Below are 11,910 nucleotides of genomic sequence, written 5' to 3' on the forward strand. Positions count from 1 at the left end.
GACTTACCGCAGTTTCAGCGTCGCAAGGCCAAGCATCGCGAGGCCAACGGAAATGATCCAGAAGCGAATGACCACCTGGCTCTCGGTCCAGCCGAGCTTTTCGAAATGGTGGTGGATCGGCGCCATCAGAAAAATACGCTTTCCCGTGAGCTTGAACGACGCCACCTGCATGATCACCGACAGCGCCTCCATAACGAACAGGCCGCCGATGATCGCCATGACGATCTCGTGCTTGGTGGCGACGGCGACGGTTCCGACAAGACCGCCCAGCGCCAGCGAGCCGGTGTCGCCCATGAAAATCGCAGCCGGCGGCGCGTTGAACCACAAAAAGCCGAGGCCTGCGCCGATGACCGCGCCGAGCACCACCGCCAGTTCCCCGGTTCCGGGAACGAAATTGATCTGCAGATAGTTGGAGAACACCGCGTTGCCCGACAGATAGGCGATCACGCCGAATGAAGCCGCCGCGATCATGATCGGAACGATGGCGAGCCCGTCAAGACCGTCCGTCAGATTGACCGCATTGCCGGCGCCGACAATGACGAAAGCCCCGAACAGCACGAAGAAGATGCCGAGATCGATGACGAAATCCTTGAAGAAGGGAAACGCCAGAGACGAGCCGAAAGTGGAGCCGTTGCTTGCCGCCAGCGACGCCGTCATGATGAAATAGACGGCAAGGCCGGCGATCAGGAATTCTATGAGCAACCGCATCTTTCCGGAGAATCCGCGATCGGTCTGCTTCGTCACTTTCAGATAGTCGTCATAGAATCCGATCAGGCCGAAGCCCAGGGTGACGAGCAGCGTCACGACAACGTAAATGTTCGACAGGTCGGCCCAGAAAAGCGAACTCGCCACGATGCCGGTCAGCATCATCAGGCCGCCCATGGTCGGCGTGCCGGCCTTCTTGAAATGGGTTTGCGGTCCGTCGGCGCGGATCGGCTGACCCCGACCCTGACGGGCGCTGAGAGAGGCGATGATTCTCGGTCCGAACAGGAAGACGATCAGCGCCGACGTCGCCATGGCCGCGCCGGTGCGAAACGTCAGATATCTGAACAGGTTGAAGAACTGGAAAAAGTCCGAAAGTTCGACGAGCCAGATTAGCATCAGCCGGATACCCCCACCTTCTGTTGCTGCAGCTCGCCCGCCGCCGCGTGTTTTTCGAGCAAGGCCTTCACCACCATTGAGAAGCCTATTCCATTGGACGATTTGATCATCACGACATCGCCCGCTTTCACTGTTCGCAACAGGACGGGCATGAGATCGTCGGTTGTCAGAAAATGTTCGACATGCAACGCGCCATCCAGCCGCTCACGGAGAACCTCGATCTCGGGTCCCGCCAGCAAAACGATGTCGGCTCCGCCTTCGACCAGCGGCGTCTCCAGGTCACCGTGCAGCTTTGTGGAAAACTGCCCGAGTTCGAGCATGTCTCCCAGCACCGCAATCCGTCGGCCGCCCTTGCCCGGAGCCGTGTCGCGAAGCAGCGCAATGCCTGCGCGCATGGATTCGGGATTGGCGTTGTAGCTTTCGTCGATCAGCGTGAAGGAGCCGCCGTCGATTTCGAGTTCGTGTCTGGCGCCGCGCCCCGCCGCCGGCTCCATATCCGCGAAAGCTCCAACCACTTCGTCGGGATCACAGCCGGCGAATTTGGCGGCGCCAAGCACGGCGAGTGCGTTTTGCACGATATGGCGGCCCGGAATGCCGATATCGAATTCCAGCACCTGCTTGTCGATCTCCACAACGGCGTGCGACGACTCCGGCCCCAGGGCAACGTTCAGCAACTGGATATCGGACTGCTTGTGCTCGCCGAAGGAATGGACGTTTGCGATCCCGTTGGCGGCGGCGGCCTTTTTCAAGGCGGCGAATTTCTCGCTGTCGCGGTTCAAAAGCACATGGCCGTCCGGCTCCACGCCTTCGAAGATTTCAGCCTTCGCGGCGGCGATCTCACCGAGGTTCTTGAAGAAACCCAAATGGGCGCTCGCAATCGCCGTGATGATTGCGATGTGCGGACGGACCATCTTGACCAGCGGCTGAATTTCGCCCGGATGGTTCATTCCGATTTCGAAAACGCCGAACTGCGTGTCGCGCGGCATGCGCGCCAGCGTCAGAGGAACGCCCCAGTGATTGTTGAAGGAAGCGACCGAGGCATGCGTCTTGCCCTGGGCGGACAGGAGCTGTCGCAGCATCTCCTTCGTGGTCGTCTTGCCGACGGAGCCGGTGACGGCGATGATCTGCGCCTTGCTGCGCACACGGGAGGCGACCGCAAGGCGACGGAGCGCCTCCAGCACGTCGTGAACAACGATAAGCGGCACCTGAAGATGTCCCATCGCGGGCAGCTTCGCCTCCGACACGATGAGCACGCCAGCGCCGTTCGCCATGGCGGAACTCGCGTAGTCATGGCCGTCAACCCGGTCCCCCTTGATGGCGAAGAAGGCTTCGCCCCTTTTCAGGCTCCGGCTATCGATGGAAATTCCGTTTACGCCTTCAGGCAGGGCGCCGGCGGGACGCCCGCCCATCGCCGTGACCATCTCGGAAGACGCCCAGAGCCATTGCGAGGAACGGACACTATCCATGGCCTTGCGGATCTCGGCGTGGTCCGAGAACGGCAGCACTTTGCCTGCGATGGTCTGACCTTCCTCATGCCCCTTGCCGGCGACGATCAGCGTGTCGCCCTCCTCGAGCATCGAAACAGCTTTGGCGATCGCCATGGAGCGGTCGCCGATTTCTATGGCGCCCGGCGCTTCGGCCATGATCTCGGAGCGGATTGCGGCTGGCTCTTCACTGCGCGGATTGTCGTCGGTCACGATCACCACATCCGCCAGGCGCGTTGCGATTTCTCCCATAATCGGGCGCTTTCCGCGATCACGATCGCCGCCGCATCCGAAAACGACAATCACCTGGTGCGTCGTGAATGGCCTGACCGACGTCAGCACCTGTTCGAGGGCGTCCGGTTTGTGGGCGTAATCGACATAGGCGGGCGACCCGGCGGTGTTCGTCGCCACCAGTTCCAGCCGTCCCGACGCGCCGTGAAGATGCTCCAGCGAAGCCATCGCCTCATCCACCGGAACACCGGTCGCGATGGCCAGACCTGCGGCGACCAGAGCGTTCGCCAGCTGAAAATCGCCGGCCAGCGGCAGGTTCACTTCGTAGATCCTGTCGAGATGATGGATCTCGGCGACTTGCCGATTGCGCTGGTGCTCGAGCCGCTTGAGGCAGAGAAACGATCCCTTTCGCCCGACGGTCAGCACGTTGAGACCGGCGGCCAACGCCGCCTCTTCTGCCCTGCCCGACCATTCGTCGTCGGACCAGATGACGGCCGGCGCGCCCTGCGGAAGCAGATCGGAGAACAGCCGCATCTTTGCGGCGAAATAGTCTTCCATGTCTCGATGATAGTCGAGATGGTCGCGGCCGAGATTGGTGAAGGCGCCGGCCGCAAGCCTGACGCCATCGAGCCTGTGCTGGTCGAGGCCGTGGCTGGAGGCTTCCATCGAGCAATGGGTGACGCCGTCGCGCGCGAGATCCGCAAGCAGCGCATGCAGCTCCACGGGATCAGGCGTCGTCAACTGACCGTAGACATGGCCCTTCGGCGTGGTTACGCCAGTCGTCCCCACCATTGCGGCGGCGGCGCCGGCGCGCTCCCAGATCTGCCGCGTGAAGGAGGCGACGGATGTCTTGCCGGCGGTTCCCGTGACGGCGACCATGACGCCGGGCTGGGACCGGTAGAAACGCGCTGCGGCCTGGGCGAGAAATGTCCTTGGGTCGCGGACCCGGATCACCGGGACACCCGGATCGGGAAATACGCTCTCGCCGGAAGCGACGATTGCGGCCGCGCCCCTGTCAACGGCGTCACTGATGAAATCAGCCCCGTCCTGCCTGTAGCCCGCAAGCGCCACAAAAAGATTGCCGGGAACAATCTTGCGGCTGTCGGACGCCAGTCCAGTCAGCGCGATTTCGGCGATTTCGTGCGGTAGATCCGCCGTGTCTCCGGCAAGGTCAGAAAATTTCATCGTGTCGTATCGCGCTTCCCCGGTATGTATCCCGCAAATGCCCCGATTCCCATCCTACTCATTCTTGATGCGGCAGCTAATGACAGCATCAATATGACTCAAGCAAGGCGGTCGCATCGTCTCCGAATGTTGGCCTTACGCCGAGTATGGATGCGGAGCGCCGAATGATCGCCTTGACCGTCGGCGCCGCGTTCATACCGGCGGTGGCCGAATGCTGCCCTTCGGCCGGCTTCGGTTCGTCGACAATCACCAGGACGACATATTCCGGATCGTCGATCGGGAAAGCCGACAGGAAGGCGTTGAAGCGGACATTCGAGGAGTACCGGCCATTGATCACCTTTTCGGCCGTCCCCGTCTTGCCGCCGACGCGGTATCCCTCGACTTCGGCCCTGCGTCCTGACCCCTTTGCAACGTTGAGTTCCATCAGCTCCCGCATCTGTTTGCTGGTTTGTGGCTTGACCACCTGCACGGCGACGGCGTTCGCCTCCTCCTCCGTTCGCGGGAGGAAGGTCGGCGGGATGAGCTTCCCGCCATTCATCAGGGCGGCCGCGGCGACGGCGGTCTGAAGCGGCGTTGTGGCGACGCCATGTCCAAAGGAAATGGTGATCGAGTTGATCTTCTTCCATTCATTCGGCTGGACGGGCGTCTTGACTTCGGGCAACTCGGTCGTCAGCCGCGAAAGCAGACCGATCCGGGTAAGAAATTCCCTGTGCTGCTCGATGCCGACGATGTCTGCCATCTTCGCCGTCGCGATGTTCGACGAGTAGATGAAGATTTCCGGAACCGTGAGCACACGATGCTTGCCGTGAAAATCGTTGATCGTATGCCCGGCGATCCGCAGAGGACGGGTTGCGTCGAACGTGTCATTCATGCCGACGAGACCGGAATCGAGCGCCATGGCCGTCGTGAAGGTCTTGAAGGTCGACCCCATCTCGTAGGTGCCCGCCGACATGCGGTTCATGCGGTCCTTTTCGAGCGCCTGGGCGGGAATGTTGGGATCGTAATCCGGTAGCGACGACATTGCCAGCACTTCGCCGGTCTTGACGTTGAGCACCACTGCGCCGGCGGCGATCGCCTTGTAGCGCTGCATCGCGGCTGCAAGTTCGTTGCGCACGATATGCTGGACCCTAAGATCGATCGAAAGCTCAACAGGCTCCAGGTTCTGCTCAATTGTCATGCCGGCTTCGGCGAGGGCCGCAAGGCCCTGATCGTCGACATATTTCTCCATGCCGGCGATACCCTTGTTGTCGATATTGACGATGCCGACAATATGCGAAGCCGTAGGCCCGCCGGGGTAGAAACGGCGCTTTTCCGGCCGGAAGCCGACGCCTGGAAGGCCAAGCGCAAGGATTTCGCTCTGCTGGCGCGGCGTCAGTTGCCGCGAGAGCCACTGGAAACGGGAGTTCGACGTCAGCTTTCGATAGACGCTGCGCGCGTCGAGATCCGGAAGCACGGTCGTCAGCTTCTCAATCACTTCGTCCGGATCGGTGACCTTGTGCGGCTCCGCGTAGAGCGAAACCGTGCGAATGTCCGTCGCCAGCACATTTCCGTTCCTGTCGAGAAGGTCGGGGCGTGAGGCGAGCAGGGCGTCGCCCCTGGCGATGCTTGAAACCGTCATTTCGTCCCGCAGACCATATTCGACCAGCCGTCCGGCGATAACCGCATAGACGACGCAGACACCGGCCATGACGATCATGATCCGGTTCTGCGCCCGCTTGCCGGAGGTCTTGCGCGCGCCCTCGACGCGTCCCGCCATAGGACGCTCTTCAAAGTCAGCGCTGGCCTTTGTCCTCGTTTTGCGACGAAACAACATTACCTGTTCACCGACCCCGTCACGATGCTCTCCACAGTCTGCTCTTCTTCGGCCACCTCGGCCGGAGGCAGATCGCTGACCCTTGCGGGAAGCTCCTGCGGACGCACGATCTGGTTCGCCTCCGTGATTTCGAGGCCAAGCTGATCGTGATAAATCTCGACCAGATCCTGAATGCGAGACGGCTGGTTAAGCAGGCTCCAGTCGGCCTCCAGCAAATCGATCGTATTTTCCTCAAGCTGGATTTCAGCCTTCAGGCGCTCCACCTTTTCAAGCTCTTTTTCCGCCTCGAACTTGGTCTGGAAGGTGAAGACCGCGACAGCGGCCATGCCGCCAATGAATATGAAGTCGGTCGTTCTCAACATGGCGGCTATCCCCGAACCTCCGAAAGCGGCGGCAACGCCGGAAGAGAAAACAACGACAGGTTCGTTGCCATGGCGGGCGCGTCTGTGCGGCGTCCGACGCGCAGCTTGGCCGAACGGGAGCGCGGATTTGCTTCCGCTTCCCGCTCGCTGGCGGCAATCATTGGCTTGCCTACCGGCTCGAAAGAGGCAGGCGGCAATTCGGCGGCCGGCAGATGTCGGGAACCGCCTGTCCGAGCAAACCTGTCCTGGAAGAAGCGTTTGACGATGCGGTCTTCCAGCGAATGGAACGTCACGACGACCAGTCGGCCGCCGGTCTTCAAGGCCCGCTCGGAGGCAAAGAGCGCGAACGCCAGCTCCTGCAGTTCCTCGTTCACATAGATGCGCAAGGCCTGGAACACGCGGGTGGCCGGATGGATCTTGTCTTTCGCCTTGCGCGGCGCAACGGTCTCGATCAGCGAGGCGAGGTCGCGTGTGGTTTGAAACGGCGAATCCAGTCGTCTCTTTTCGATCGCCCTGGCAATGCGGCCGGCCTGCCGTTCCTCGCCGTAGAAACCGAATATGCGCGCGAGGTCGCCCGACTTCAGTCGATTGACGACATCCGCCGCCGTCGGCCCGTCGCCGGCCATGCGCATATCGAGCGGCCCATCCTTCTGGAAGGAAAAGCCGCGCTCCGCCTCGTCGATCTGCATCGAGGATACGCCGATATCGAGAACTACCGCATCAAGCCCCTGTTCGGGCGCATAGTTTGCAAGTTCGCTGAACCGCGCCTGGATCAGCCGAAGCCTGTCCCCGTAGGTCTCTACCATGGATCGAGCCCCGGCGATCGCCTCCGGATCGCGGTCGAGCGCGATCACGTTGCAACCGGCGTCGAGCAGCGCGCGGCTGTAGCCGCCAGCGCCGAAAGTGCCGTCAAGCACGATCCGGCCCGGCGCGGGCTCCACTGCGTTGAGAACCTCGTCAAGAAGAACCGGGATGTGGCGAACTGGTCCGCCACCGGCGCCATGAGACATGCCGCCAGCGTTCGCCATCATCCCGTCTCTCCATGCCCGGCGCCGGCGCGTCCCCGCGCCATTCGCCTTTCCAGGGCCGCCCGCCTTGCGTCCTCGTAGCGGACAGGCTCCCAAAGTTGAAAGTGATCGGACCGGCCGACGAAGGTCACATGGTCCGTAATTCCGGTGTAGTCGCGAATGAAGTCCGTCACCATGAGCCGGCCTTCGCCATCCAGTTTCATGAACACGCCGCCGCCATGGATGAGCAGCGACATGTCGGCGTCCTCTTCCGAAAACAGATCGCCAGCGCCGGTCTGCTGTTCGTAACGGTCGAGCATGTCCGGCCCGCCGATGGTGATCGCCGGATAGACAAAATCCTGAATTGCATAGAGTTCCTGGATATCCAGTCGCGCAAGAACGTTGCGAAAGGGAGCCGGCACAGAGACCCTCCCCTTGGCATCGATCTTGTTCGTTGCATTCGACAGGAACCGGTTCATTACGCAGAACTGCCGCTTCCGAGCCTGTGGACCATAACATGACGCCTCCGGAAAACTCCCGCCGCTCGGACAGTGGCGGTAACGCTGACGACGGGCATGGAGCTCGCCTGCACGCCTGCCGCTTGATCACAAAGGACACTTCCCGGGCAGCTGATTTGGGATAACATGGGTGCATTTGTGCGTCAATGGGATTAGCTCCCATTTCTATTCTGCATGATCGCGCAAATGTCCCACAGACATGGTTAACAGAACACTAATTCAGCGCACGAAACTCTTGAATCAAAACGGGTTGCGGTCTGCGTCCATAAGGCCTGCGCTCAAACCCGAAACCTTGTGTCTTCTGTCTGAGGATCGTCGCCGTATCCTTGAAAACTAGAGCGACGTTCTCGCCACGCATCACTTGGCTGAAACAAATCTGTTCCATCCTGCTCAAAAAATCTGTACTATCCTGTGCAAAGCGAGAAAGCGGGGAAGAACAGGTGGTCGCGGAGGCGAAATATGAGCGGATTGCCGCAGTGCTCGAGTCGGAAATCAGGTCCGGCCGGGTGATTGCAGGCGACGCCATCGCCAGCGAGAGCGAACTGGTTCGCCGTTTCTCCGTCAGTCGCAACACTGTGCGCAAGGGCCTGGGAATACTCGCCGAAAAAGGTTTGATCGCCGCCCGCGTCGGCAGCGGTTCCTTCGTCACCTACAAGGGCGAACTCATCGATGACGCTTCCGGCTGGACAGTCGCCCTCTCCTCCCGCGACGCACGGCTGCAATCGCGCATTATCCGACTGGCGCGCGCGCCCATGGATTTCGCCGAAGCCGGCATTCCGGAAGGGACCGACTGTCTTCATGTCGACCGGCTGCGGTTTCTGCTCGAGACCGGCCGCGGCGTGTCGCTGGAGCGCAGCCGCATCCCCTGGCGCGAAAGCCTTGGCGACGTTCCGGACAGGGGGCTGACCAACGGATCGCTGACGGCGACGCTCGAGGAGCGGGGCCTGATCCGCGCGCGAGGTCAGGAATGGGCGGGTGTGGAGCGCAGCCTCGGCGAAGCCGACGCCCGGCTGCTTGGACGCCCGCCAGGGGAACCGATGCTGAAGCTGCGCCGGCTGACCCGCGCCGCCGACGGATCCATCACCGAATATGTCGAGAGCCTACTCGATCCCGATCTTTTCGGCCTGCGCATGGAGTTCTGACCATGGCGGCTTCAACTTCCGATATCCGTGACAGGGCAATGGGCAGCCTTCTTGGTCTCGCCATCGGTGATGCGCTCGGCATGCCGTCGCAAACGCTGAACCGCGCGAGCATCCGCAAGCATTATGGCCGGATTGAAGATTTCGTCGCCCCGTATCCGGGCCATCCCGTATCCCACGGACTGCCGGCCGCCGCAGTCACTGACGATACGGAACAGGCGCTGCTTCTCGCCAGGCGTCTGATTGCGGAACCGGTGTTTGACCCGCTCGCCTGGGCGCAGGATCTGCTCGCATGGGAAGCAGACGTCCAACGCCGCGGGCTTCGCGATCTGCTCGGACCGTCGAGCAAGGCGGCGCTCGAGGCGATCGGCCGGGGCGTCGATCCGGGAGAGGCGGCGAAGAACGGCACGACGAACGGCGCCGCCATGCGGATCGCCCCTATCGGCGTCGCAACCCCGGTCGAAGACGTCGTCTCTTTCGTCGACGCGGTCGAGACGGCGAGCCGCGTGACCCATAACACCGGGGAAAGCGTCGCGGCGGCGTCAGCTGTGGCGGCGATGGTCAGCGCAAGAATTGCGGGGGCGGATTTCGCGGCAGGTCTCGCCTGCGCACTGCAAGCGGCGGAAGAGGGACAGAAGCGCGGTTACCCCAACGGCGCAACAAATATCGCCAGCTACATTGCCCGCGCTGTCGAGTTCGCCGAAAACGGATTGGTGCTCGAGGCCTTCGCCGACGCCGTCGGCGTCTCCGTCGCCTCGCACGAATCCGTACCCGCGGCCTTCGGCATCCTGCGCTTGTCCGGCGACGATGTCTGGAAAGCCGCCGTCATGGCCGCGAATATCGGCGACGACACCGACACGATCGGCGCGATGGCCGGGGCGATGGCGGGCGCAGCGTCCGGCGCTTCCGCCCTGCCGAGCGACAAAACAGATCGCCTCCTGGCCGTCAACGCTCTGGCGCTGGACGACATCGTCGACGGGCTTCTGCGCTTACGCGAGGGCGCGCGGATGCGAATGTTGGGGGCAGCGCAATGACGGGATCCCCCCGGCTTCTCCAGCTCCATGGCGTGATCGTGGACCTCCTCTATAACGTGGTGGCCCTGCCGCCTTCGGGCGGAGAGGCGATCGTCACCGGTTTCCAGATTGCACCCGGCGGCGGCTTCAACGCCATGGTCGCCGCATCCCGCTCGGGTCTGCCGGTGAGCTACGGCGGCGCGGTCGGCGCAGGCCCGTTTGGCGATGTCGTCGCCGGGGCGCTGGCGCGGGAAGCCATTGAAACCCTCTTGCCGCGCGATCCCGATCACGATCAGGGATGCTGCGCCGTCATGATCGAGCCGTCCGGCGAACGCACCTTCGTCGCCAGCGAGGGCGCAGAAGGCCACGTCCGAAAGGCCGATCTGGACAATATTGTCGACAGCCGCTTCGAATGGGCGCTGCTCTCCGGATACCAGCTTCACTATCCGGGCTCCAGGGATGCTTTCGTCGGCTGGCTGCGCGAGCGAAAGCCCGTCCCGAACCTCGTCTTCGACCCATCGCCGGTCATCCAGGCAGTTTCCGCCGAGGCGCGCGAAGCGGCTTTGGCTCGCGCCGTGTGGATCAGCGCCAACCAAGAAGAGGCGGCTTTCCTCACAGGCAAGCCGGATCCCGCGGATGCGGCCGCCGCCCTGGCCCAGAACCGTCCGGAAAGCGGTGGAGCGCTGGTGCGCCTTGGCGCACGCGGTTGCGTGGTCGCCTGCGGCGGACGCGTGACGTCCGTTCCCGGCTACAAGGTGGACACGGTCGACACCAACGGCGCCGGCGACGCCCATATAGGAGCATTTGTCGCCGCGATGGCGCGCGGCGCTTCGCCGGAGGCCGCAGCACAGTACGCCAATATCGGCGCTGCGCTTTCCACCACGAAACACGGTCCGTCCACGGCTCCGGACCGGGCGGCGATCGATGAGATCCTTCGCTATCAAAAAGCCGGATGAGAAACGTCAACGACAACCAACAGGGAACCGAACCATGAATCATTTCAGGACTTTCGCAGCGGTCTCCGCGCTGATGATGACAACGACGGGCGTCCTTGCCGACGAAATCCGCGTGCTCAACTGGCAAGGCTACGGCACCGACCTCGGCTGGGCGGTCGAGGCCTTCGAGGAAGCGACCGGCGACACCGTTGTCCACGAATATTTCAATTCCGAACAGGAAATGCTCACGAAGCTGCGCACCAATCCAGGCGCCTATGACGTGGTTCTGATCAATGTGGCCTTCACGCCGCAGGCTCGCGAGGAAGGTCTGATCGCGCCCATCGACAAGTCAAAGGTCCCGAACCTCGCAGACGTGTCGCCGGACTTCGCCAACAACGACGCGCTCAATGCCGAAGGCGAACTCTGGGGCGTGCCGTGGACATGGGGGCTGACTTCTTTCGCCGTCAACACCCAGACCGTTTCCGAAATCCCGACGTCGATCCAGGTGCTTTGGGATCCGGCGTACAAGGGACGCGTCTCGATCCGCGACGACGCTCTGGAATCGGTTCAACTCGGGGCGCTCGCGACCGGTCAGAGCATCAACCAGATCGACGATCTCAATTCAGTCGAACAGAAACTGTCCGAACTGATGCCACAGATCCGCACCTTCTGGGGATCCGAGAACGACTGGAACCAGTTCATGGCCGCCGGTGAACTTGATCTCGCCACCTACTGGTCCGGTTCGGCGTCGCGCTCGCAGGCTTCTGGCCTTCCGGTTCAGTTCGTGGTGCCGGAAGAAGGCGCAATCGGCTGGCTCGATGGACTGTCGGTCCCGGCGACCTCCGAACACAAGGATGCAGCCTACGCTTTCATCAACTGGATGATCGATCCCGAATTCTATGTGCGCTGGGACAAGGAAGGCGCGCCGGCGTCGGCCAACGCCAAGGCGGCCGCGGCTCTTCCCGAAGACGCCTTCAACCGCCGGGTGCTCGGAGATCCGGAGGTCGCAGCCCGCGTCCAGTTCCAGAAGCCGGTTCCGGACGAAACGCGTGAACAGTATCTCGCCCTGTGGCAAAAGCTGAAGGCGGCCCAATAAGGTCCGTATCAGACCTCGGGGAGCGT

General features: G+C 62.3%; 10 protein-coding genes. 4 read left to right on the plus strand and 6 right to left on the minus strand.

Annotated features, from left to right (window positions below):
* Positions 1-3 precede the first annotated feature (3 nt).
* From mraY to mraZ, 6 genes are all read right to left on the minus strand, one after another.
* Positions 4-1,101 (minus strand): phospho-N-acetylmuramoyl-pentapeptide-transferase, encoded by a 1,098-nt coding sequence (gene mraY, locus AAFN47_RS13050; RefSeq protein ID WP_499809673.1) that lies wholly within the window; start codon positions 1,099-1,101, stop codon positions 4-6.
* Complete coding sequence (locus tag AAFN47_RS13055; RefSeq protein WP_499809674.1) at positions 1,101-4,001, minus strand: UDP-N-acetylmuramoyl-L-alanyl-D-glutamate--2,6-diaminopimelate ligase; 2,901 nt, start codon at positions 3,999-4,001, stop codon at positions 1,101-1,103. The genes mraY and AAFN47_RS13055 overlap by 1 nt, the downstream gene beginning before the upstream one ends.
* An 88-nt stretch (positions 4,002-4,089) precedes the next feature.
* A complete protein-coding gene (locus AAFN47_RS13060; RefSeq protein ID WP_499809675.1) occupies positions 4,090-5,757 on the minus strand; it encodes a peptidoglycan D,D-transpeptidase FtsI family protein in 1,668 nt (555 codons plus the stop codon).
* A gap of 56 nt (positions 5,758-5,813) precedes the next feature.
* Complete coding sequence (gene ftsL, locus AAFN47_RS13065; protein ID WP_499809676.1) at positions 5,814-6,176, minus strand: cell division protein FtsL; 363 nt, start codon at positions 6,174-6,176, stop codon at positions 5,814-5,816.
* 5 nt (positions 6,177-6,181) lie between these two features.
* A complete protein-coding gene (rsmH, locus tag AAFN47_RS13070; protein ID WP_499809677.1) occupies positions 6,182-7,207 on the minus strand; it encodes a 16S rRNA (cytosine(1402)-N(4))-methyltransferase RsmH in 1,026 nt (341 codons plus the stop codon).
* On the minus strand, positions 7,204-7,662 hold the full coding sequence (mraZ, locus tag AAFN47_RS13075) for a division/cell wall cluster transcriptional repressor MraZ (RefSeq protein WP_499809678.1): 459 nt from the start codon (positions 7,660-7,662) through the stop codon (positions 7,204-7,206). Before mraZ ends, rsmH begins: the two co-directional genes overlap by 4 nt.
* 479 nt (positions 7,663-8,141) lie before the next feature.
* Between mraZ and AAFN47_RS13080 the strand changes: the two genes are divergently transcribed.
* Genes AAFN47_RS13080 through AAFN47_RS13095 form a run of 4 tightly spaced genes read left to right on the plus strand, consistent with a single transcriptional unit; the run spans position 8,142 to position 11,884 of the window.
* Positions 8,142-8,843 carry a GntR family transcriptional regulator gene (locus AAFN47_RS13080; RefSeq protein ID WP_499809679.1) on the plus strand — a complete coding sequence of 234 codons (702 nt, stop codon included), beginning with the start codon at positions 8,142-8,144 and terminating at the stop codon, positions 8,841-8,843.
* Between the two features lie 2 nt (positions 8,844-8,845).
* Positions 8,846-9,874 (plus strand): ADP-ribosylglycohydrolase family protein, encoded by a 1,029-nt coding sequence (locus AAFN47_RS13085; RefSeq protein WP_499809680.1) that lies wholly within the window; start codon positions 8,846-8,848, stop codon positions 9,872-9,874.
* Positions 9,871-10,809 (plus strand): PfkB family carbohydrate kinase, encoded by a 939-nt coding sequence (locus tag AAFN47_RS13090; RefSeq protein ID WP_499809681.1) that lies wholly within the window; start codon positions 9,871-9,873, stop codon positions 10,807-10,809. The genes AAFN47_RS13085 and AAFN47_RS13090 overlap by 4 nt, the downstream gene beginning before the upstream one ends.
* A 34-nt stretch (positions 10,810-10,843) precedes the next feature.
* Entirely contained in the window at positions 10,844-11,884 is a 1,041-nt protein-coding gene (locus AAFN47_RS13095; RefSeq protein WP_499809682.1) for an ABC transporter substrate-binding protein, read from the plus strand.
* Positions 11,885-11,910: the final 26 nt, after the last annotated feature.

This window comes from Hoeflea sp. CAU 1731, assembly GCF_039888615.1.
Classification (GTDB): domain Bacteria; phylum Pseudomonadota; class Alphaproteobacteria; order Rhizobiales; family Rhizobiaceae; genus Flavimaribacter.

Bases quoted from the DNA above. Each gene is read 5' to 3' on its own strand.
- mraY (WP_499809673.1), bottom strand. From the start codon at position 1,101: ATGCTAATCTGGCTCGTCGAACTTTCGGACTTTTTCCAGTTCTTCAAC.
- AAFN47_RS13055 (WP_499809674.1), bottom strand. From the start codon at position 4,001: ATGAAATTTTCTGACCTTGCCGGAGACACGGCGGATCTACCGCACGAA.
- AAFN47_RS13060 (WP_499809675.1), bottom strand. From the start codon at position 5,757: ATGGCGGGACGCGTCGAGGGCGCGCGCAAGACCTCCGGCAAGCGGGCG.
- ftsL (WP_499809676.1), bottom strand. From the start codon at position 6,176: ATGTTGAGAACGACCGACTTCATATTCATTGGCGGCATGGCCGCTGTC.
- rsmH (WP_499809677.1), bottom strand. From the start codon at position 7,207: ATGATGGCGAACGCTGGCGGCATGTCTCATGGCGCCGGTGGCGGACCA.
- mraZ (WP_499809678.1), bottom strand. From the start codon at position 7,662: ATGAACCGGTTCCTGTCGAATGCAACGAACAAGATCGATGCCAAGGGG.
- AAFN47_RS13085 (WP_499809680.1), top strand. From the start codon at position 8,846: ATGGCGGCTTCAACTTCCGATATCCGTGACAGGGCAATGGGCAGCCTT.
- AAFN47_RS13090 (WP_499809681.1), top strand. From the start codon at position 9,871: ATGACGGGATCCCCCCGGCTTCTCCAGCTCCATGGCGTGATCGTGGAC.
- AAFN47_RS13095 (WP_499809682.1), top strand. From the start codon at position 10,844: ATGAATCATTTCAGGACTTTCGCAGCGGTCTCCGCGCTGATGATGACA.